The 20560-nt window shown below is 63.4% G+C and carries 19 protein-coding genes; 6 read left to right on the forward strand and 13 right to left on the reverse strand.

Annotated elements, in window-relative coordinates; genetic code table 11:
* Nucleotides 1–31: 31 nt before the first annotated feature.
* From HU750_RS13905 to HU750_RS13935, 7 genes are all read right to left on the reverse strand, one after another.
* Nucleotides 32–370 carry a hypothetical protein gene (locus HU750_RS13905; RefSeq protein WP_027593708.1) on the reverse strand — a complete coding sequence of 113 codons (339 nt, stop codon included), beginning with the start codon at nt 368–370 and terminating at the stop codon, nt 32–34.
* Nucleotides 371–752: 382 nt separating this feature from the next.
* Complete coding sequence (glcF, locus tag HU750_RS13910; protein ID WP_186680516.1) at nt 753–1976, reverse strand: glycolate oxidase subunit GlcF; 1224 nt, start codon at nt 1974–1976, stop codon at nt 753–755.
* 9 nt (nt 1977–1985) lie between these two features.
* On the reverse strand, nt 1986–3038 hold the full coding sequence (glcE, locus tag HU750_RS13915; protein ID WP_186680519.1) for a glycolate oxidase subunit GlcE: 1053 nt from the start codon (nt 3036–3038) through the stop codon (nt 1986–1988).
* Nucleotides 3038–4537, reverse strand: coding sequence for a glycolate oxidase subunit GlcD (gene glcD, locus HU750_RS13920; protein WP_186680521.1), 1500 nt, complete (start codon nt 4535–4537; stop codon nt 3038–3040). The genes glcE and glcD overlap by 1 nt, the downstream gene beginning before the upstream one ends.
* A 132-nt stretch (nt 4538–4669) precedes the next feature.
* On the reverse strand, nt 4670–4987 hold the full coding sequence (locus tag HU750_RS13925) for a DUF2388 domain-containing protein (RefSeq protein WP_099429773.1): 318 nt from the start codon (nt 4985–4987) through the stop codon (nt 4670–4672).
* Between the two features lie 234 nt (nt 4988–5221).
* Nucleotides 5222–5617: a hypothetical protein gene (locus HU750_RS13930; protein WP_186680523.1), complete on the reverse strand. Its 396-nt coding sequence runs from the start codon at nt 5615–5617 to the stop codon at nt 5222–5224.
* A gap of 373 nt (nt 5618–5990) precedes the next feature.
* Nucleotides 5991–6587, reverse strand: a complete 597-nt coding sequence (locus HU750_RS13935; protein ID WP_186680525.1) for a biliverdin-producing heme oxygenase — start codon at nt 6585–6587, stop codon at nt 5991–5993.
* 137 nt (nt 6588–6724) lie between these two features.
* On the opposite strand from HU750_RS13935, the gene HU750_RS13940 reads away from it, so the two are divergent.
* A complete protein-coding gene (locus HU750_RS13940) occupies nt 6725–7216 on the forward strand; it encodes a GNAT family N-acetyltransferase (RefSeq protein WP_186680527.1) in 492 nt (163 codons plus the stop codon).
* A gap of 3 nt (nt 7217–7219) precedes the next feature.
* Here HU750_RS13940 and HU750_RS13945 read toward each other — a convergent pair whose 3' ends face one another.
* On the reverse strand, nt 7220–8593 hold the full coding sequence (locus HU750_RS13945) for an APC family permease (RefSeq protein ID WP_186680529.1): 1374 nt from the start codon (nt 8591–8593) through the stop codon (nt 7220–7222).
* A 335-nt stretch (nt 8594–8928) separates the two neighbouring features.
* Here HU750_RS13945 and HU750_RS13950 point away from each other — a divergent pair, with 335 nt between their 5' ends.
* The 3 genes from HU750_RS13950 (at nt 8929) to HU750_RS13960 (ending at nt 12793) form a co-directional block, all read left to right on the forward strand.
* Nucleotides 8929–9732, forward strand: coding sequence for a helix-turn-helix transcriptional regulator (locus HU750_RS13950; protein WP_186680698.1), 804 nt, complete (start codon nt 8929–8931; stop codon nt 9730–9732).
* A 45-nt stretch (nt 9733–9777) separates the two neighbouring features.
* Nucleotides 9778–11160, forward strand: a complete 1383-nt coding sequence (locus tag HU750_RS13955) for an aspartate aminotransferase family protein (protein WP_186680531.1) — start codon at nt 9778–9780, stop codon at nt 11158–11160.
* 139 nt (nt 11161–11299) lie between these two features.
* Nucleotides 11300–12793, forward strand: a complete 1494-nt coding sequence (locus HU750_RS13960) for an aldehyde dehydrogenase (protein ID WP_186680533.1) — start codon at nt 11300–11302, stop codon at nt 12791–12793.
* A 320-nt stretch (nt 12794–13113) separates the two neighbouring features.
* On the opposite strand, the gene HU750_RS13965 is transcribed toward HU750_RS13960, so the two are convergent.
* A complete protein-coding gene (locus HU750_RS13965) occupies nt 13114–13665 on the reverse strand; it encodes a GNAT family N-acetyltransferase (protein ID WP_186680535.1) in 552 nt (183 codons plus the stop codon).
* A 156-nt stretch (nt 13666–13821) separates the two neighbouring features.
* Between HU750_RS13965 and HU750_RS13970 the strand changes: the two genes are divergently transcribed.
* On the forward strand, nt 13822–14685 hold the full coding sequence (locus tag HU750_RS13970; protein WP_186680538.1) for a helix-turn-helix transcriptional regulator: 864 nt from the start codon (nt 13822–13824) through the stop codon (nt 14683–14685).
* A gap of 59 nt (nt 14686–14744) precedes the next feature.
* Entirely contained in the window at nt 14745–15191 is a 447-nt protein-coding gene (locus tag HU750_RS13975) for a GNAT family N-acetyltransferase (protein WP_186680541.1), read from the forward strand.
* Between the two features lie 211 nt (nt 15192–15402).
* Here HU750_RS13975 and HU750_RS13980 read toward each other — a convergent pair whose 3' ends face one another.
* From HU750_RS13980 to HU750_RS13995, 4 genes are all read right to left on the reverse strand, one after another.
* Entirely contained in the window at nt 15403–17742 is a 2340-nt protein-coding gene (locus tag HU750_RS13980) for a TonB-dependent siderophore receptor (RefSeq protein ID WP_186680701.1), read from the reverse strand.
* 174 nt (nt 17743–17916) lie between these two features.
* Nucleotides 17917–18891 (reverse strand): FecR domain-containing protein, encoded by a 975-nt coding sequence (locus tag HU750_RS13985; protein WP_186680544.1) that lies wholly within the window; start codon nt 18889–18891, stop codon nt 17917–17919.
* Nucleotides 18888–19409, reverse strand: coding sequence for a sigma-70 family RNA polymerase sigma factor (locus HU750_RS13990; RefSeq protein WP_099454554.1), 522 nt, complete (start codon nt 19407–19409; stop codon nt 18888–18890). The genes HU750_RS13985 and HU750_RS13990 overlap by 4 nt, the downstream gene beginning before the upstream one ends.
* A 399-nt stretch (nt 19410–19808) precedes the next feature.
* Nucleotides 19809–20540: a Crp/Fnr family transcriptional regulator gene (locus tag HU750_RS13995; RefSeq protein WP_186680546.1), complete on the reverse strand. Its 732-nt coding sequence runs from the start codon at nt 20538–20540 to the stop codon at nt 19809–19811.
* Nucleotides 20541–20560: the final 20 nt, after the last annotated feature.

The following is a 20560-nucleotide window of genomic DNA, read 5'->3' on the forward strand; positions in this document are numbered from 1 at the left end:
CAACGTACAGTGCCAATGCACCGTGTTGCGCCTACAAGCGTGCCGTGCTGACCGTGATATAGCCTTTGTCGGGCAGGGCGATGCGTATCACAGTTTCATCGGCCGGTGCCTTGTGCTTTTGCTTGATACGCACCCCGTCAACCGCAGCCGCTCGCATCCGGTGGGTGATGGCGCGGCCACTGGCGTCGAAGAAGGCTTCGCTGGCCAGCAGCTCGATGCGCTCGATCAACTGGCGGGTGCGCTCGTCGGTGGCACAGAAGAACAGTACACCCGACAGGTGCGGGTCGTCATCAGGGTTGCTGACCTTGTGGGCCAGCAGTTCACGCAGGGTGTGGCGCAGTTCGGCGGTGGGGCGAGCGGACTGGTGCATGCGGGGCCTCCTCTGGGTCGTCCAGAGGGGATCATGTTTTCAGCTGTCAGGCGCGACAAGTAGGGCATTTCTGACGTAGTTGTGGGGGATTTCTGAAAGTGTTTCAGCCTTGGGATTTTCTGCGCTTATGAGATCGAGCGCCGCCCGCGCGGCGCTTCGCAGCACAAGGCTGCTCCCACATCTGTTTCGGGCCAGTTATTCCTGTTCCATGGGCGCGCGGCCCCTTACCGCCCACCTCAATATCGAGTTGGACCAACAAGGCGGTCGCGCGCAAATATCACAGGCCTCACTGGCCCGAAACAGATGTGGGAGCAGCCTTGTGCTGCGAAGCGCCGCGCGGGCGGCGCTCGATCTCCCAGGCGCTGCACATCTAACGTCATACCTATCCCGCCCCCAAACCCGCATCGACAATCTCAACCCAATGCCGCACCGGCGTGCGCCCGGCCCCACCAAGGTGGGTCTGGCAACCGATGTTGGCAGTAACAATGACCTGCGGCCTGCCGCTCTCCAAGGCCTTCAATCGATTGTCCCGCAACTGCCGCGACAGCTCAGGCTGGGTCAGCGAATAGGTCCCCGCCGACCCACAGCACAAATGGCCATCCGGCACCGCGGTCAGGGTAAAACCGAGGCGAGTCAGCAGGCCTTCTACCGCACCGCCAAGCTTGAGCGCGTGCTGCAAGGTGCACGGACAATGAAAGGCCACACGCTGCTCGGCGCACAGCCCAAGCTGCTCGACCGGCGCTTCGCACAGCACTTCCACCAGGTCGCGAGACAAGGCACTGACCCGCGCCGCCTTGGCGGCATACCGCGGGTCCGCCTCCAGCAAGTGGCCGTAGTCGCGCACGAACGCGCCGCAGCCGCTGGCCGTTTGCACGATGGCTTCAGCCCCCGCTTCGATGGCCGGCCACCAGGCGTCGATGTTGCGCCGGGCGCGGTCCAGGCCTTGGGCCTGGGCATTGAGGTGGTAATCGACCGCACCACAGCAACCGGCTTCGCGAATCGGTTCGACGCTGATCCCCAACCGGTCCAGCACGCGCGCGGCAGCGGCATTGGTATTGGGCGACAGCGCCGGTTGCACGCAGCCTTCGAGCATCAGCACCCGGCGGGAATGCCGTGGCGCCGGCCGTACGCCGGGTGCGGTCACCCGGGCGGGCAGCTTGCTTGTCAGGGCCGCCGGCAGCACCGGGCGCAAGGCTTGCCCAGTGCGGCACAGGGCCTTGAACAGCGCAGGGCGCGGCACCACCGCCCGCAGGCCCCCGTGCAGCAGGCGCTGGCCGAGCGGGCGTGGCACTTGCTGTTCGACCACGGCGCGGCCGATGTCCAGCAAATCGTGGTATTTCACGCCTGAAGGGCAGGTGGTTTCGCAGTTGCGGCAGGTCAGGCAGCGGTCCAGGTGGAGTTGCGTGCTGGCGGTGATCGGTGCGCCTTCGAGCACTTGTTTGATCAGGTAGATGCGCCCGCGAGGGCCATCCAGCTCGTCGCCGAGCAACTGATAGGTGGGGCAGGTGGCCGTGCAGAAACCACAGTGCACGCAGCTACGCAGAATGCGTTCGGCCTCTTCGGCGCGGGGCAGGCGTTTCGCGGCTTCACTCAGGTTGGTTTGCATGGTGTGCCCTCATAGGTCTGGGTACAGGCGGCCCGGGTTGAAGATGCCCTGGGGGTCGAGTTGCTGCTTGAGGGCTTTGTGGTAGCGCAGCAGGGCGGCGGGCAATGGTGCGCTGCTCTGTTCGCCAGGTGCGTAGCACGTGGCATGGCCGCCGACGTTGGCAACCGCTGCGCGAATCGACTCCACTGGCGCGCTCGACTTCAGCCAGCGCTGCGCGCCGCCCCAGTCGATCAGTTGGCGCCCGGGTAGATTCAGCTCCCCAGTGGCGTTGGGCACGGACAGCCGCCACAGTGGCGCCGGGTCGTCGAAAAAAGCCAGGCGCTGTTCGCGCAGGTCGGTCCAGAAGCAGCTGTCGAGCACGTCACCTCCCAGGCGTTGGCGTGCCGACTGCACCGAGCCTTCACCCCCTTCCAGGCGCAGGTACAGCGCCTCGCCGTCATGGCAGGCAGCGCTGATCGGCAGCGGCTGCTGGCCCCAGGTGGTAAGCGCCGCCAGCGCCTGGTGACGGTCCATCGGCAGGCATAGGCTCAGGCATTGGCGCGGGCGCGGCAGTACTTTCAGCGACACCTCGGTCAGCAGGCCAAGGCAACCGAAACTGCCTGCCATCAGCCGCGAGACGTCATACCCGGCGACGTTCTTCATCACTTCACCCCCGAAGCGCAGTAGCTTGCCGTGGCCAGTGATCACCCGGGTACCGAGCACATGATCGCGCACCGCCCCGGCCCATGGCCGCCGTGGCCCGGACAACCCCGCCGCAACGACACCGCCGAGGGTCGCTTCGGGGCCGAGGTGCGGGGGCTCGCAAGGCAGCATCTGGCCCGCCTCGTGCAGCGCTGCCTCGACTTCCTGCAGCGGCGTGCCGGCGCGTGCGGTTAGCACCAGTTCGGTGGGGTCGTAGCTGACGATACCGCGATGGCCGCGGGTATCGATGACTTCCCCGGCGACCGGGCAGCCGAGCATGGCCTTGCTGTTGCCGCCCTGGATTCGCAGCGGTGTGCCCAGGATCAGTGCCTGGTTGACCTGCTCCAGCAGGGCCTGACTGATGTCGCGGTCCTTGCCCATCAGAAACGCTCCAGGTTGGGGAAGGGCAACTGCCCGTGGTGCACATGCATCGCGCCGAATTCGGCGCAGCGGTGCAGGGTGGGGATGTTCTTGCCAGGGTTGAGTAACCCTTGCGGGTCGAAGGCGGCCTTGACGGCGTGGAACAGGGTGATTTCGTCGCTGTTGAACTGCGCGCACATCTGGTTGATCTTCTCCCGCCCGACGCCGTGCTCGCCGGTGATGCTGCCGCCTACCGCCACGCACAGTTCGAGTATCTTGCCGCCAATGGCCTCGGCGCGTTCCAGTTCGCCGGGCAGGTTGGCATCGAACAGGATCAGCGGGTGCATGTTGCCGTCGCCGGCATGGAACACATTGGCCACGCGCAGGCCGTACTGTTCGGACAGTGCGCTGATGCCCTTGAGTACGCGGGGCAGTTCGCGGCGTGGGATGGTGCCATCCATGCAATAGTAGTCAGGTGAAATGCGCCCTACTGCGGGGAAGGCGTTCTTGCGCCCGGCCCAGAAACGCGCGCGTTCGGCCTCGTCGCAGGCCAGCCGCACCTCGCGTGCGCCGGCCTGGGTCAGCACGGCCGCGACACGCTCGCAGTCGTCATGCACATCGGCTTCGACACCATCGAGTTCGCACAGCAGGATCGCCGCCGCATCCACGGGGTAGCCTGCGTGGATGAAGTCCTCGGCAGCGCGAATCGCCAGGTTGTCCATCATCTCCAGCCCGCCGGGGATGATCCCGGCGCCGATGATCTCGGCCACTGCCCTGCCGGCGTCCTCGACGCAGTCGAAGCTGGCGAGCAACACCCGCGCCACCTGGGGCTTGGGCAGCAACTTGACGGTCACTTCGGTGACGATGCCGAGCATGCCTTCGGAGCCGGTGAACAGTGCCAGCAGGTCGAAACCGGGGCTGTCGAGGGCGTCGCTGCCCAGAGTCAGGCGTTCACCCTCGACCGTGAGAATCTCCACCTTGAGCAGGTTGTGCACGGTCAAACCGTACTTGAGGCAATGCACGCCCCCGGCATTTTCGGCCACGTTGCCGCCGATGGAGCAGGCGATTTGCGAAGACGGGTCGGGGGCGTAGTACAGGCCATAGGGCGCGGCAGCCTGGGAGATGGACAGGTTGCGTACCCCGGGCTGAACACGCGCGAAGCGCCCCTCGGGGTTTATCTCCAGAATGCGGTTGAAGCGCGCCATTACCAGCAGGATGCCTTTGGCCAGTGGCAGGGCACCCCCGGACAGCCCGGTGCCGGCACCGCGCGCCACCACCGGTACGCCGCGTTGGTGGCAGAGCTGCAATAAGGTCTGAACCTGTTCCAGGCGTTCAGGCAGCACCACCAGCAGTGGCACCGTCCGGTAGGCGCAGAGGCCGTCACACTCGTAGGGTTTGAGGTCTTCTGCGCGATGAAGAATCGTCAGGTCCGGCTGCGCATCGCGCAGGGCCTTGAGCAGGGCGGGCAGGTCCACGTCAGGCAGCGCTCCATCGACCCGCTCGTCGTAGAGGATGTTCATTGGGCTCACTCGGCGGCAATTGTTATTGTCGTTGGAAGCGTATCACCCCTTCAGCCTGCGTGTGCCCGCAGCACACCCACGCCTGCTAAATCTGCGAAGAGAAGCAGGCGTGGGTGTGCTGAGTGCAAGGTTTCAATGATTTGCTACAGGATCGTCCTGGGAGAGAATGGCCCGGGCCAGTTCTTCGTCATTGGCCTGCAGGCCGGGATGGTCCTTACGTGCCTGTTCCAGCGCCGATTCCACGTAGGCACCGCGGATAGCACCGCCGCTGGCGACGAAGGCAGACAGCTCGTCACGGGCCGGGATGATCCGTTTGTCGTCCTTGAAGGTCGAATACAGCGAAGCGGAAACACCGGCCGAGGTGGCCACGTCGCCCGCATCGACGCGGGCCAGGGCAGCACCGGCAGGCAGCAGGAGCAGCAGCGCGGGGGCGAGGAATAGGTGGCGCATAGTGTGTTCTCCAGTAGCGTCAAGCCCAAGGAAATAAACCACTCACTGAGTAAGAGCGCTTGGGAGTGCGAGTAGTTCAATCTTTGCCTGGGGACTGTCGCACGCGCTGGTCATGCACGGTCTTGCGTCTTGTGGAGCAGCCTTGTGCTGCGAAGAGGCCGGTACAGACCACAGTAATTCGTGGCTGGTACCGGCCTCTTCGCAGCACAAGGCTGCTCCTACCGGGGCCGCGCATCAACGGCGATAGTAGCGGTGATCGTCCTGATAGCGGTGATGCATGGCCCGTTCATGGCGGCGCTCCCAATCACGACGGCGTTCCCAATCGCGTCGGCGCTCGGCTTCGCGGCGGGCTTGCTCGCGGCGCCATTGTTCGCGGCGCCAGTCGCCTCTGCGATCGTGCCAACGATCATCGTGCCAGTCGCGGTCATCATGGGCGAGCAACGGCGCCGTGTGTTCACCCGCCAGGCTGGCCACGGTCGGCCAAGGGTTTTCTGCCGGTTGCTGTAGCGCCTGAACGGTTGCGGCCGGGGAGACCGCGTTCGAGGTCTTTATCTGTGATGCTGATGCCGAGCCCACCGCCGCGAACGTGAACAGGCTGAGAAGCATCAACCGTGCGACATGCATTTTCATGAGCGAAGCCAACCTCTGGTTCTATTTACCTGTGCAGATAGACCTTTAAATAGGGAAAAGTTCTAGAGGTGATAGGGGTGATTGATTTGGCGCCTATGAGATCGAGCGCCGCCCGCGCGGCGCTTCGCGAGCAACGCTCGCTCCTACGTCTGTTTCGGGCCAATTATTCCTGGGGCATGGGCGCGCGACCGCCTTGGCGCATGGCGCGATATCGCGCCGAACAAACAAGGAGGTCGCGCGCGCCTGTCTCAGGCGTTATTGGCCAAAAACAAACGTAGGAGCGAGCGTTGCTCGCGATGCGCCGCGCGGGCGGCGCTCGATCTCAAACGCGCCCAAAATCCCCAGCCAACCACCTGTCAGCCCCAACGCACTATCAACCACCACCCGCCACAAACACAGCCCGCAAATGCCCCCGATAACTGTCAAACGCGGCAATCACCCCGGTCACCACCTCCGCTTCCTCATCAGCCTCCAGTGCCAACCCATCAAGCTTGGCGACAAACTCACGCCAGTGCAGGCCGCGGCCATCGGGGTGGGGCGCCAGGTGCCGGGCGCCCAGGTTGCCATCCAGGCCCAAGCGCTGGGTCTGTTTGAACAGGAACGCCGCCCCCAGGTTCGACCCTTCGCTGCAATACAGCCAACCCAACGCCTCGGCGGGGCTGGCAATGACCCGTTGCGGCGCAGCAGGCAGCGGCAACCCCAAGGCTTGCAGATCTGCCTCCACCGCTTCGAACCGCGATAAATGCACCAACCCCGGAAGGCGTCGATTCAGCTGCTCGTCGCGGTACAACGCCGTCAGGCTGCCATGGAAACGGTGTTGCACCTGCAGGAAGCGGGCATAGCGCTCACGGTCCTCGAAGGGGCGTGCGGCCATGACCAGTGCGTCGACACTGTCGTGGTCGCGGCTGCTGGACGCTTTCAGGCGTGCGCAGCGGCCGGGCTCGGTGAGGCACGTGGCGGTAGCAGTCATTGGGCGTTTCCGTGTCGAGGTGGCGAGGGTGGCATGGTAATCAGATCGCTCAGTCCAGGAAACGATCCTGTCATGCTGAAAATAATCGGCGGTGATTTATCATGCAGCCTGTCGTCATTACCCCAAGGAGTCAGCGCATGAGCGCCCCTCAGTTCCGCAACCCCGTGCCCGCCGACGCTGAACGCTGCTACGCGATCGAAATCGGTGCCTACGAAGGGGATGAAGCGGCCACCCTGGAAAAAATCCGCACCCGCATTGCCCAGTACCCGGAAGGTTTTCTGCTACTTGAAGCCGAGGGCGAAACCGTCGGCTTCATCAACAGTGGCTGTGCGCATGACGTGGTCATGTCTGATGAGGCCTTCAAGGAGCTGGTCGGCCATGACCCGGCGGCACCGAACGTGGTGATCATGTCGGTGGTGGTCGACACCGCACACCAGGGCAAAGGCTATGCAACGCGGCTGATGAGTGAGTTCATCCAGCGCATGAAGGCCCAGGGCAAGCAGACCATCCACCTGATGTGCAAAGAGCAGCATGTCGCGCTGTACCAAAAGCTGGGCTACACCTACGTGCAGCCATCGCCCTCCGAGCACGGTGGCATGGCCTGGCACGAAATGCTCATGACGCTCTGAGCCTTACTCGGCCATCTGCAGCTCGGGCAGTTTCACCCGAAACGCCCGGGTCAGCCCAAGCAGGCAGGCGAACCCCACGCCCATCCAGCACAGCCCGATGGTGAACGACAGGCTCGACAAGCTGCTCCACAGCCACAGCGTACTGAGAAACCCCAGCCCAGGAATCACGCCGTACAGCAGGCAGTTGCGCGTGCCCCGCAGCTTCTGGTCGACCAGGTAGTGCTTGACCACGGCCAGGTTCACGGCGGAAAACGCGAACAACGCGCCGAAGCTGATCATGTTGGCGACGGTGTCGAGGGTGATGAACAGGGCGATCAGCGACAGCAGGCTGACCAGCATGATCGCCGCCGCCGGTACACGCTTTTTCGTCACCAGCTGGCCAAACACGGCCGGCAACGCCCCATCGCGCCCCATGGCGAACAGCACCCGCGACACGCTTGCCTGGGAGACCATGGCCGAAGCGAAGCAGCCGGCGACATAGGTGGCGGTAAACGCCGTCACCAACAGTTCACCGCCCACCCGACGCATCACGTCCACCGAGGCCGAGTCGGGGTCGGCGAAACTACCCCACTCCGGGAAGACCATCTGTGCGCAGTACGACACCACCAGAAACAGCAGCCCGCCGATCAGCGACACGGCCATGATCGCCAGTGGGATGCGAAACGTTGGGTTGCTGGTTTCCTCGGCCATGGTCGAGACCGCATCGAAGCCAAGAAACGACAGGCACAGCACGGCGGCGCCGGTCATGATCAGCGGCACGCTGAAGCCCTCATGGTGGAAGGGCGCAAGCAATGACACAGGTGCCGACTGGCCGGCCAGGTTGCTGATCGACAAGCCGACGAAGACGATGATGAACACCAGCTGGACGACCACCAGAATCCAGTTCACCCGGGTAATCGATTCGATACCGATCAGGTTGAGGAAGGTCACCAGGGCGATGGAGCCTGCGACCCACACCCAGGCGTGGATGGCCGGGAAGTACTCCGACATGTAGATGCCGATCAGCAGGTAGCTGAGCAACGGCAAGAAGATGTAGTCGAGCAGCAGCGTCCAGCCAGTCATGAAGCCGATGTGGGTGCCGAAGGCTTTGCGGGTGTAGGTGTACACGGAGCCGGAGTAGGGGTGCGCTTGCACCATGCGGCCATAGCTGTAGGCAGTCAGCAGCATGGCGGCGAGGGTCAGCAGGTAGGCGGTGGGCAGGTGCCCCTTGGTCATCTGGGTAACCAGGCCATAGGTGGTGAATACCGCCAGTGGCACCATGTAGGCAAGGCCGAACAGCACCAGGGCACTCAGCCCCATGGATTTTCTAAAGCGGCCCGACGGGCTGGAGGGCGACGCGGCATGGGCGGGTTGGGCTGTAGTTGTTGTTGTATGCATTGCTAACTCCTGAAATCGGATGCAGGACGCCGCGGTAGGCGAGTGGGCTCGATACCGTTGCGGGGTCATGAAAGGAGGCTGGGCCAGCGTGCGGTGCGCGGCCCTCAGGGGTGGGGCCGGACGATGCTCCCACACCCCAGGCACACTCGAAATCACCCTTTGGGGTGAGCCGGTCGTCGCCTGAAAACGCTCACCCCAAAGGGTGATTTCGGTCTCTGCCTGGCCGTGGGAGTATTTGCAGACAACGCGCCGCCCCAACGGCGATACCGTTTCCCGCTACCGGCAGAATTCCAGTGAACAGTGACCAATTGGCTTCAGAGCAGTGGTTCGAGCACATGGCCAAGGTGACCGACATGATCGGCCAACCGGGCTTTGCCGCCACCTTGTTCGGTGCGCTCGGGTTCATCCGGCCGATCCAGGCCACCACGGTCTACCTCTACCCCCATGACGGCATGCCGAGCGCGCTGTTCGAGCAAGATGACAAGGCGCCCTGGCTGCCAGAAGGCAATGTCAGCCGCTACCTTTCCGGGTTCTACCTGCTCGACCCGTTCTACGGTGCCTGCGTGGAGCGCGTCGAGTCTGGCTGCTATGGCCTGTTCGACGTGGCCCCTGACCACTTCGAAGTGAGTGAGTACTACCAGTCGTTCTACCGCCATTCGCACCTGGAGGATGAGCTCAATTACATCCTCCAGGTTGCCCCCGGCCAGAGCCTGGCAGTGTCGCTGGCCTTCACCGACAAACTGGACGGGCCAAGCCGCGAGCTGTTCGGCCGTGTCACGCCTTGGGTGCTGGCGGTGCTCAACAAGCACTTCGCCGGGCTGGGGAGCCGCGGGGGGCGTTTCGAGAACGTGCTGGAGCAGCGTATCCATGCCGCGCTCAACAACTTTGGCAGCTCGTTGCTGACCGAGCGCGAGTGCCGCATCGCCCAACTCATCCTGCGTGGCCACTCGACCAAGTCCTTGGCCGAGCGCCTGGGGGTGTCGGAAGACACCATCAAGTCCCACCGCAAAAACGTCTATGCCAAGCTCGACATCGGCACGCAATCCGAACTGTTTTCCTTGTTCATCGACGCGCTGGCCAATGCCCAGGGCGTGCTGGGCAAGGACCCGCTGGAAAGCTACATGGGCAAGCTGCGCTAAGCGCCGCAGCCCTGCGACACCCACTGACAACAAGGAAAACCACCCATGAATGCGCCTTTCGTTCCCAAACGCCAGACCCGTGACTACCAGGCCGCCGACGCCGCGCACCACATCCATGCCTTTCTCGATCAGAAGGCGCTCAATGCCGAAGGCCCGCGGGTCATGGTTGGGGGGGAGCGGCTGCACCTGTGGGACAGCGAGGGCAAGCGTTACCTGGATGGCATGTCGGGGCTGTGGTGCACTCAGCTGGGTTACGGTCGCAAGGACCTGACCGCCGCCGCCGCCGCGCAGATGGACCAGTTGGCCTACTACAACATGTTCTTCCACACCACCCACCCGGCGGTGATCGAGCTGTCCGAGTTGCTGTTCAGCCTGTTGCCTGGCCACTACAGCCACGCGATCTACACCAACTCCGGGTCCGAGGCCAACGAGGTGCTGATCCGTACCGTGCGCCGTTACTGGCAGGTGGTTGGCCAGCCGACCAAGAAGATCATGATTGGCCGCTGGAATGGCTACCACGGCTCGACCCTGGCGGCCACGGCGCTGGGCGGCATGAAGTTCATGCACGAGATGGGCGGGCTGATCCCGGATGTGGCGCACATCGACGAGCCGTACTGGTACGCCGAAGGTGGCGAGCTGACCCCGGCCGAGTTCGGCCGCCGCTGCGCGCTGCAACTGGAGGAAAAGATCCTCGAACTGGGTGCGGAAAACGTCGCCGGTTTTGTCGCCGAACCTTTCCAGGGGGCCGGGGGCATGATCTTCCCACCGGAAAGCTACTGGCCCGAGATCCAGCGGATCTGCCGCCAATACGACGTGCTGCTGTGTGCTGACGAGGTGATCGGCGGTTTTGGCCGCACCGGCGAATGGTTTGCCCATGAGTATTTCGGCTTCGAGCCGGACACCCTGTCGATCGCCAAGGGCCTGACCAGCGGCTATGTGCCCATGGGCGGCCTGGTGCTGAGCAAGCGCATCGCCGAAGCCCTGGTGGAACGCGGCGGCGTGTTTGCCCACGGCCTGACCTATTCGGGCCACCCGGTGGCGGCGGCCGTGGCCATCGCCAACCTCAAGGCGCTGCGCGATGAAGGCATCGTGCGCCAGGTGAAGGATGACACCGGGCCGTACCTGCAGCGCATCCTGCGTGAAGTGTTTGCCGATCACCCCTTGATTGGCCAGGTGCAGGGTGCGGGCCTGGTGGCGGCGCTGCAGTTCGCTGAACACAAGCCGACCCGCAAGCGCTTTGCCAACGAGAACGACCTGGCTTGGCAGTGCCGCACCTTCGGCTTCGAAGAAGGTGTGATCATTCGCTCGACCTTGGGCCGGATGATCATGGCGCCGGCACTGGTGGCCAACCGTGGCGAGCTGGACGAACTGGTCGACAAGACACGTATCGCTGTAGACCGCACTGCCCGGTTAGTGGGCAGGCTCTGAGCCAGTGGGGGCGCTTTGCGCCCCATTCGCGACGCAAGGCCGCTCCTACACGTGCAGGCGATCGTCTGTAGGAGCGGCCTTGCGCCGCGAATGGGCTGCAGCGCAGCCCCAGAATCCAAGACAGTCATAGGGAGTGAAAATGGAGCGTCTCGAATACTGGCAAACGCGCGCTGCAAGCCTGCGTTTGCCCGACAAGGCCCTGATCGGCAGCCAGCAGGTGAGCGCTAACAGCGGCGCCACGTTCGCCGCCATCAACCCGGCCACCCAGCAGGTACTGGCGCAGGTCGCCGCCTGTGGTCAGGCTGAAGTCGACCTGGCGGTGGCCACCGCACGCCGTGCCTTCGAGCAAGGCCCGTGGTCGCGCATGGCCCCGGTCGAGCGCAAGAAGGTGCTGCTGCGCCTGGCCGAGCTGATCATGGCCAACCGTGAAGAGCTCGCGCTGCTGGACTCGCTGAACATGGGCAAGCCGGTCATGGATGCCTACACCATCGACGTCCCCGGCTCGGCGCATGTCTTTGCCTGGTACGGCGAGGCATTGGACAAACTGTACGACCAGGTAGCGCCCACCGCGCCCAACGCGCTCGCCACCATCACCCGCGAAGCGCTGGGCGTGGTCGCCGCCGTGGTGCCGTGGAACTTCCCGCTCGACATGGCGGCCTGGAAGCTTGCGCCGGCACTGGCTGCCGGCAACAGCGTGGTGCTAAAACCCGCCGAGCAATCGCCGTTCTCGGCGCTGCGCCTGGGGCAACTGGCGCTGGAGGCCGGTTTGCCGGAGGGCGTGCTGAACGTCGTGCCAGGCCTGGGCGAAGACGCGGGCCGGGCGCTGGGGCTGCACCCGGACGTCGACTGCCTGGTGTTCACCGGCTCCACTCAGGTGGGTAAGTACTTCATGCAGTACTCGGCGCAGTCAAACCTCAAGCAGGTCTGGCTGGAGTGTGGCGGCAAGAGCCCGAACCTGGTGTTCGACACCTGCCAGGACCTGGACTTGGCGGCGGAAAAAGCAGCGTTCGGCATTTTCTTCAACCAGGGTGAAGTGTGTTCGGCGAACTCGCGCCTGTATGTGCAGCGCTCGATCCACGATGCGTTCATCGAGCGCCTGCAAGCCAAAGCCCGCCAGTGGATGCCCGGCAACCCACTCGACCCGGCAAGCCGCGCGGGTGCCATCGTCGATGCCGAGCAGACCGGTCGCATCAAGGCCGCCATCGACCGTGCGCACGCGCAGGGCGCCCAGCTAGTGTGCGGTGGCCGGCGCTTCACCATTGACGGCTCGGACAACTACATCGAACCGAGCATTTTTGCCGGCGTCGATGGCAGCATGAGCCTGGCCCGGGAGGAAGTGTTCGGCCCAGTGCTGGCGGTCACTGCGTTCGACAGCGAGGAGCAGGCCGTGCGCCTGGCCAACGACAGTGTCTACGGCCTGGCGGCGTCGGTGTGGAGCGACGACTTCAACCAGGTGCATCGCGTTGCGCGGGCGCTGAAGGCTGGCACCGTTTCGGTCAACACGGTGGATGCGCTGGATGTCACGGTGCCGTTTGGGGGTGGCAAACAGTCGGGGTTTGGTCGCGACCTGTCGCTGCATTCGTTCGACAAGTACTCACAGCTCAAGACCACCTGGTATCAGCTGCGTGCTTGAAAAGCGGACTGCGTACCCCAGCCACGCGCGCCCGGTGTAGGAGCAGCCTTGCGCTGCGAAGAGGCCGGTGATGGCACTGAAGATTTGCTGTGTTATCACCGGCCTCTTCGCAGCGCAAGGCTGCTCCTACACGGGGCGCGCATGACCCAAGGGCAGGGCAATCAACTCAACTGCAGCACGACCTGCTAAGGCCCAACCCATTGAACCTGCAACCTGCGTTGTTCGAGCAAAAAGCGGCCAGCTACCGGGAGCGCTGGCCGTGGTTGAAAGTGGTTGGCTAAGCGATCACCGCACATCACACCTGGCTGTCATTGCGCCCGTCACGGGTGGTCAGCCGGCGTGAGCCACTGCGCGTAAGTGATGCAGCTGATGTGTTCGGTCCGATAATCCTGAAGGAACGCGTTGTACTTGTTTTCTTCGGTGTGGTGATGACGGAACCCGCACTTCGATTGGGCAACAAAAGACTGGGTGTTGTCAGCGAAATAGCCACACCAGAGCGCCTTGAGTTTCAGGGTTTCAAACCCGTGCCGCATCACTTCACGCACGGCTTCGGGAATCAGGCCTTTGCCCCAGTACGGCACGCCGATCCAGTAAGCGATTTCGCCTTCCTGCTCGCTGATCTCGAAGTGGCTGTTGCCGCCTATCAGAATGCCCACACACCCCACTGCACGGCCGTTTTCCTTCAGTTCGACGGCATACACCTCCGGGTGATTGAACACGGTGCGGATGATCTCGGCACTGTGCGCTACGCTGGTGTGCGGTGGCCACCCCGCGACAGGGCCAACGCGGTCGTCCTTGGCGTATTCGTATAAGTCAGCGGCATCTGTTTCTTGCCAAGGTCGCAGCCGCAGCCGTTGTGTTTCAAGTCGCATGTCCTGTACTCATCCTGGGTTGCTCGGGCGTCACAGGGTAATGCGCGGCGCTTGATGGGTACACGTCAGTACCTCGGCAGTTTCGGTACTTTTCGAAACTACATCAGCGAGCGGTGATAAGCTCTGCGCAGTTTAAGCGGGCAGCGTTGAGCCACCATGCAGCACATTCCGAAACTGGTTACACCTGGCGATCCGCCCCGGTTGGGGGACACCACACTCGCTGAAGGGGTAGGCGTGCCGCTGTCTTTCGGCCATGCCTACATAACGCTGCTGGTGTGCTTGTCCGGCAGTGCCGCCTTCGCATTCAACTTCAAGGACAAGGCGGTCAGGCGTGGTGATGTGATGGTGTTGGCCGAGGACACGATCGCGTTGCTCAAACGTCGCTCACGCAGTTTCAGGGTATTTTTTTGCCTGATGCCCAAAGGCTTTGCCGCGGAGGTGGCTTACCAACTGCCGAACCCCTTGTTCGTTTTTTTGCATGACCACCCACACTGCGTGCCGGCCAACGCCGACAGGCCGCTGCTGGCGGGCTGGTTGGCGCACATGCGGGACATTGCGCAGCGCTGCCCCACGTACCAGCACATCATGCTCAGAAACCACCTGCAAAACCTGTTTCTGAAGATCGCCGAGCAACTTCCGGCGCAGTACCAGGCGGGCCGGCAATTCAGCCGCCAGGAAACACTCAGTTGGCGGTTCTGGGAGTTGATAGGCAAACACTCCATGCGCCACCGAGAGGTGAAGTTTTATGCCGATGCGTTGGCAATAACGCCGTTTTATCTGTCGCAGCTGAGCAAGGCTTTTTTCAATGACACCCCCAAAGGCCTGATTGACCGCCAGGTGACCTTGGAAATCAAGGCACTGCTTTCATACAGTACCCTGGCGATTGGGCAAATCGCGGACACGCTCAACTTCGCCGACGCGTCGTATTTGTGCCGGTATTTCAAACGCCAGACGGGGGTTTCGTTGTCCTACTATCGAAGCCACTCGCATGAGCCGAACGGATCGCGGCCAGGCCCTTGATTGCTCGGGTTGCTTGCGGCGGGGCATTATCCTGCTTTGACTCGCCACGGATGACGACCATGCACATACGCCAACTGACCTACGACGACCTGCCCTCCGCCAGCACTCTGTGCCTGGACGCATTCATGCAGGCCGTTGCGCCTTCGCTGTCGGCGCAGGGTGTGGACACCTTCGCCAAGGTGGCGGCGGCACAGGCGTTTGCCGAGCGTATGGAGGGCGATAACCTGACGCTGGTGTGCGTCGCGGACGGCGCCCTCACCGGGTTGATCGAATTCAAGGAAGGCCGCCACGTGGCCATGCTGTTCGTCGCACCGGGCTGGCAACGGCGGGGCATTGGTACGCGCCTGATGAACGCGGCACTGGCGCAAGCGAGGGAGGCGGTGGTGACGGTCAGGGCGTCGTTGTCTTCGGTGGCCGCCTACGAACGCTATGGGTTCGTTCTGGCAGGCGACGTGGGCGAGTTTGCCGGGCTGGTCTATCAGCCGATGGAGAAGCAGCTGCCCTGATTTTTAGCGATGCCGTTACCCAACGCCCAATTCTCCTTGCACACATAGGCGCACTTGCCGGGGACGCCCCCCTGTAGGAGCAGCCTTGTGCTGCGAAGAGGCCCGTGACAACAACAGAGATTGATTGTGTTGTCGCGGGCCTCTTCGCAGCACAAGGCTGCTCCTACCGGGCTTGGGGTTGAGCGGGGATTTGACGTGTCTGTGGCCCGAATCAGAAGCTGTACTTGAAGCTCGTCATTACATTGCGTGGCGTGCCATAAACGCCGTACAGGCCGGATTGGCTGTAGTACTCACGGTCGAACACGTTGTTCAGGTTCACCGATGCACTCACGTGCTGGTTGATGTCGTAGCGCGCCATCAGGTTGGTGACCGCGTAGCTGCCCTGACTGAAAGTGTGCAGGTCGGCGCCGACCTTGCTCTGCCAGTTCACCCCACCGCCGACCGTGATCTTGTCCAGTGGCCCGTGCAGCCGGTAGCTGGTGAAGGTCTTGAAGCTGTTGCGCGGCAGGTTGGTGTTGATGCGCTGGTCGTCGGCGTCAGTGGTCACCGAATAGGCATAGCCGGCCGATGCTTGCCAGCCTTCGGCCAGCTCGCCGTTCAGCTCCAGTTCGATGCCCTTGGAGGTGGTGTCCTGTTCAGCGCTGTAGACGTTGTCGTGTTGCCAGATGGCCAGGTTGTCCTGCTCCAGCTTGAACACCGCGAGGCTCGAGTTGAGCTTGCCATCGAGGTGGGTGCCCTTGATGCCGATCTCGTAGCCGACACCTTCCATCGGGTCGAGCGGCTTGTTGCTCTCGTCGGTGACCCACGAGCCCTGCGGATTGAAGATTTTGGTGTAGCTGGCGTACAGCGACCAGGTGTCGTCGAGGTCGTAGACCACGCCGGCATAAGGGATGAATACGCCGTTTTCCTCACGGTTCACTTCGGTTTCGTCGCCGCCATACGGCCTGTCCGAGGTGTCGCGCTTCCAGTTGATCAGGCGGCTGCCAAGAATCAGGCTGAGGTCGTCGGTCACGCTGAAGCGCGAGGTCAGGTACGCCGCGTACTGGTCTTCGTCCATCGATGACTTGCCGCTTTCGACGAAGTCCGGCTTGGCAGACTTGCCGTCCCAGGTGAACAGGTTGTCGATCACACCCGCTGGCGAGCCGGCGTAGTCATAGCGCCAGCCGCCCCAGCTTGGGGTGTTTTCCCGGTATTGGGACAGGGTCATGCCGGTAATCAACTCATGGTCACGCCCGAACAGGCTGAACGGGCCGGTAACGTACAGGTCGAGGTTGTCTTGGCGTGGGGTGCCGGAAAAACGCACGGGCAACTGGGTCAAGCCGCTGCCCTCCGGGCTCAGCTCACCCATGGCAAAGTTGAACAGCTCGTCGAATTTGTTCTCGGCATGGGTGAGCTCGACCTTGCCGCTCCAGCCGTTGCCCAGTTGCTGCTCGATGGAGGTGAAGAAACTGGTTTGCTCGTGATCGTTGTACGACCAGCTTGGCGCGGCATTGAGCGAGCGCTTGAGGTTGGTGCGATCACCGGTCGTGAAGCGCGTGGGCAAGCCGGAGCGCAGCGGTGAATCGATGTCGCTGCGCAGGTAGCTGAAGCCCACGGTCAGCAGGGTGTCTTCGCTGAGGTCGAATTCGGTGATGCCATACATCAGCTGCGATTGCTGGTTGTAGCGGTCAATCCAGGCTTTTTCGGTTTTGTAGTCGGCGACGAAGCGCCCCCGCACGTTGCCGGTTTCGGTCAGCGGCCCGGACACATCGAAACCGGTGCCATAGCGGTCCCAGTTACCCGCTTCGCCGGTGATGCTGGCCTGGGCGTCGGCGGTGGGGCGCTTGCGGATCAGGTTGATCGTCGCCGAGGGGTTGCCCATGCCGCTGATCAGGCCGGTGGCGCCGCGCACGATTTCGATGCGGTCGTACATCGCCATGCTTTGCGAGTAGTTGTCCAGGCGGGTACTGGTCGGCACGCCGTCGACCTCGTAGTTCTGGATGGCAAACCCGCGCGACCAGTACGAATCGCTCTCCGAGCCCAGGCCATCGCGAACCACGGTGATGCCTGGCGCGGCTTCCAGCGCGTCGGTGAGGTTGGTCAGGCGCTGGTCATCCAGGCGCTGGCGGGTCATCACGGTCAGCGATTGCGGGGTCTCGCGAGGGGTAAGGTTGAGGCGCGTGGAACTGCTCGACGAATAGGTGGTGTAGAGCCCGCTGCCTTCGGTGGTCGAACCCGGCGCCTTGCCAGAGATGGACACCGCGCTCAGCTCCAAGGCCCCCGTGGCAGTGGCTTGCAGCGAATAGTTGCCGTTGACGCCGCGGCTGGCTTCAAGCCCGGTGCCAGCGAGCAGCATCGCCAGGCCCTGGTCGACATCGAAACGGCCCTGCAGCCCGCTGGTGCTGCGGCCCTCGGTCAATGCCGTGGGGTAAGACAGCAGAATGTGCGCGGTCTGGCCAAAGCGGGCCAATGCGGGCGCCAGTGGGCCGGCAGCGATATCGAAATCGGCCTGCGCCTGCTCGGCAGCGGTGGCCCAGCCGGGCGTCAGCAGCAGCGGGACGCTTGCACTCATGCAAGCGATACCCTGGACCACTGCGCCGGCGAGTTTTTGCGTAACCGATAACTGCCAGCCCTGGCGTTTGCGTGCGGTGCGATTCACGAGTGTTCCCCCATTGATTTGAAGTGCTGAGGGTTAAGTCTCGTGAGACGCGAAATCGGACCACCTCTGCGCAACTTTTTTTTTGCGTCAGGCCATTCGCGGCTTCAACGTCACCCAGTAGCGGGTGAAGTGCTGCACGTCGAGCTGCAAGGTGTCCGCGACTGCGGCGATGATCTTTTCGGTGTTATCCAGCGGGAACGTGCCTGACACACGAAGGTCCGCCAAGGCGGGGTCGCAGGCCAGGTGCCCACGGCGATAGCGGCTGACGTCGTCGAGAAAGGCCGCCAAGCGTTGGCCTTGGGCAACCAGCATGCCTTGGCTCCAGGCAGGGGCAACGGGAGGCACGGGCTGACGGTCGAGCACGCCCTGGCGGCTGAAGCTGGCCTGCTCCCCGGCACTCAGCAGAAGGAGTGGATGGGGCTGCAGGGCAGGTTGCACCGACAAGCTGCCCTGATACACGCTGACCTGGGTGAGCTCGGCGTGCAGCCTCACATTGAACTGCGCCAGTGTCGATGCGAGGCGGCCATGCACGGTGTCCACCCACAGCGGCCGGCTATCGGCGCGTGGCGAGCGGCTGATCAGCATCTCGCCACGCAGCAACCGCAAGCGGCGGGCCTGGTGATCGAATGCCACATCAAGGGCGCTGTCGGTGTTCAGCTGTACCTGGGTGCCATCTGCCAGCGTCAAGCGCCGTTGCTCGCCGATGCGGCTGTGGTAGTCCGCGCGCCAGTCTTGTACCAGCGCGGCGTCTTTCAGGTACCAGGCGCCGGCACCTGCGGCCATCAGCAGCGACAGTTGCTTGAGCGCCGTGCGCCGCGACGGCTGCTGGCGCAGCGCCGCGTGGGCCAAGGGGCGTTGGCCTGGGCTGCGCATGTCCTGCATGCGTTGGGCGAACACCTGGGTCCGTTGCCAGGCGTGCTCGTGCAGCGGGTGCGCCTGGCGCCAGCTCATCCAGGCGGCCAGCGTGGCAGCGCTGACGGTCGGCTCCTGCAGTTCAAGGTGCCAGTGCATGGCCTGCTCGGCCACCTCACCCGGGATCGACGCTGAGCCCTGGCCGTTCATGGCAGGTCCAGGCTGTGATCGAGCATGATGCACAGGGCGCCTGCCTTGACGATGTAGCGCTTCACCGTGGTAATCGACACGGCCAGCCGCTCGGCAATGTCCGCGTGCCCCAAGCCATCCACCTGCGACAGCAGGAACGCTTCGCGCACTGGGCGCTCCAGGCCGTCGAGGGCGGCGTCGAGGGCGATCAGGGTTTCCAGCAGGATGGCCTGGGTTTCCAGGCTGGGCGCGACCTGTTCGGGCAGAGTCGCCAGCGCTTCGAGGTAGGCACGTTCGAGTTTTTGCCGGCGAAAATGGTTGCACAAGACGCTCTGCGCCACCTTGGCCAGGAAGGTGCGGGGTGCATGCAACTGTGGCACGTGTTGTTTGTTCAACAGGCGCAGGAAGGTGTCTTGCGCCAGGTCCGCTGCGCTTTGCGAGCAGTTCAGCCGCAGCCTTAGCCAGCGCGTCAGCCAGCTGTGTTGCTGGCGATAGAGCAGGGCCACATCGCACAGAAGGGGATCAGGGGAAGGGAGCATGGAGTGCGGCCGCAGCAGGGGTTATTGTTGCAAACGATAATGCTTATCATATATACGGCTTGGGCACCCCTGCAACAGGCGCGCGGCAAATGCCTTGGCGGTCTTTGGTCCGATATAAAACTGCTGGCCACCGGGAAGGCGCACACTGGCTGTAGCTCAGATCTTCTGAGCATTGAGAGGTGTGTATGACCACTGGCAAGCGCTTCACAGAGGCTGATGCCCCCGCTGTCGAACCAGGGCACGGCGAAGACTGGCCAACCGGGAAAGATGAAGACGATACCGAGGTACAGACGCCGACGGAAAGCCAAAGAGGTTCCGGCCATCCCGACCCGTCCAGAGCCTCTGCGGCAGAGCGGTACAGCTATCAGCCGAAGCAGAAAATCAGGCCGTAACGCTTGGCTAAATGGCAGGACGTACAGGCGGCAGGTAGGGAAGTAGGCGTTCGGTCTCTTTCCTGACCACCGCGTAACACTCGCAACTGAGCTGCTCCAGGTGTGCCCTGTCGAGCACCCTGATATGCCCCCGGTTGTATTCGATCACGCCCAGCCGCTGCAGTTTGCCAGCGGCATCGGTCACCCCTTCGCGGCGCACGCCCAGCATGTTGGCGATCAGTTCCTGGGTCATGCACAGCCGGTCGCCCGGCAGGCGGTCCAGCGACAGCAGCAGCCAGCGGCACAGTTGCTGGTCGATGGAGTGGTGCCGGTTGCACACCGCCGTTTGCGCCATCTGGGTGATCAAGGCCTGGGTGTAGCGCAGCATCAGCATCATCAGCTCGCCATGGCGGTTGAACTCGTCCTTCAGACGCTGAACTGGCAGGCGATAGGCGTGCCCGGCGCTTTGCACGATCGCCCGGCTTGGGGTGCTTTCGCCGCCCATGAACACGGCGATGCCAACCAGCCCTTCATTGCCCACCACCGAGATTTCTGCCGAGGCGCCGTTCTCCATCACGTACAACAGCGAAACGATGGCATCGGTGGGGAAGTAGACGTGGCGCAGGGTGTCGCCGGACTCGTAGAGCGCCTTGCCAAGCGGCAGGTTGGCCCGTTCCAGTTGCGGCTCCAGCCGGCCGAACGTCTGCGCAGACAGAGCGGCCAACAGGTGATTTTGGCGGGGATTGAACGTAGATTGCATGCTCGGGACCGTCGAGGGCA

Source organism: Pseudomonas sp. SWRI50, assembly GCF_014269095.1.
Classification (GTDB): domain Bacteria; phylum Pseudomonadota; class Gammaproteobacteria; order Pseudomonadales; family Pseudomonadaceae; genus Aquipseudomonas; species Aquipseudomonas kermanshahensis.

What these genes read in the sequence shown, in the direction of transcription:
- HU750_RS13930 (WP_186680523.1), bottom strand. Translation starts at nt 5,617, where the DNA reads ATGAAAATGCATGTCGCACGGTTGATGCTTCTCAGCCTGTTCACGTTC.
- HU750_RS13990 (WP_099454554.1), bottom strand. Translation starts at nt 19,409, where the DNA reads ATGCTCCCTTCCCCTGATCCCCTTCTGTGCGATGTGGCCCTGCTCTAT.
- HU750_RS13960 (WP_186680533.1), top strand. Translation starts at nt 11,300, where the DNA reads ATGGAGCGTCTCGAATACTGGCAAACGCGCGCTGCAAGCCTGCGTTTG.
- HU750_RS13970 (WP_186680538.1), top strand. Translation starts at nt 13,822, where the DNA reads ATGCAGCACATTCCGAAACTGGTTACACCTGGCGATCCGCCCCGGTTG.
- HU750_RS13905 (WP_027593708.1), bottom strand. Translation starts at nt 370, where the DNA reads ATGCACCAGTCCGCTCGCCCCACCGCCGAACTGCGCCACACCCTGCGT.
- HU750_RS13945 (WP_186680529.1), bottom strand. Translation starts at nt 8,593, where the DNA reads ATGCATACAACAACAACTACAGCCCAACCCGCCCATGCCGCGTCGCCC.
- glcE (WP_186680519.1), bottom strand. Translation starts at nt 3,038, where the DNA reads ATGGGCAAGGACCGCGACATCAGTCAGGCCCTGCTGGAGCAGGTCAAC.
- glcF (WP_186680516.1), bottom strand. Translation starts at nt 1,976, where the DNA reads ATGCAAACCAACCTGAGTGAAGCCGCGAAACGCCTGCCCCGCGCCGAA.
- HU750_RS13965 (WP_186680535.1), bottom strand. Translation starts at nt 13,665, where the DNA reads ATGCGACTTGAAACACAACGGCTGCGGCTGCGACCTTGGCAAGAAACA.
- HU750_RS13980 (WP_186680701.1), bottom strand. Translation starts at nt 17,742, where the DNA reads ATGAGTGCAAGCGTCCCGCTGCTGCTGACGCCCGGCTGGGCCACCGCT.
- HU750_RS13935 (WP_186680525.1), bottom strand. Translation starts at nt 6,587, where the DNA reads ATGACTGCTACCGCCACGTGCCTCACCGAGCCCGGCCGCTGCGCACGC.
- HU750_RS13925 (WP_099429773.1), bottom strand. Translation starts at nt 4,987, where the DNA reads ATGCGCCACCTATTCCTCGCCCCCGCGCTGCTGCTCCTGCTGCCTGCC.
- HU750_RS13940 (WP_186680527.1), top strand. Translation starts at nt 6,725, where the DNA reads ATGAGCGCCCCTCAGTTCCGCAACCCCGTGCCCGCCGACGCTGAACGC.
- HU750_RS13955 (WP_186680531.1), top strand. Translation starts at nt 9,778, where the DNA reads ATGAATGCGCCTTTCGTTCCCAAACGCCAGACCCGTGACTACCAGGCC.
- glcD (WP_186680521.1), bottom strand. Translation starts at nt 4,537, where the DNA reads ATGAACATCCTCTACGACGAGCGGGTCGATGGAGCGCTGCCTGACGTG.
- HU750_RS13985 (WP_186680544.1), bottom strand. Translation starts at nt 18,891, where the DNA reads ATGAACGGCCAGGGCTCAGCGTCGATCCCGGGTGAGGTGGCCGAGCAG.
- HU750_RS13950 (WP_186680698.1), top strand. Translation starts at nt 8,929, where the DNA reads ATGGCCAAGGTGACCGACATGATCGGCCAACCGGGCTTTGCCGCCACC.
- HU750_RS13995 (WP_186680546.1), bottom strand. Translation starts at nt 20,540, where the DNA reads ATGCAATCTACGTTCAATCCCCGCCAAAATCACCTGTTGGCCGCTCTG.
- HU750_RS13975 (WP_186680541.1), top strand. Translation starts at nt 14,745, where the DNA reads ATGCACATACGCCAACTGACCTACGACGACCTGCCCTCCGCCAGCACT.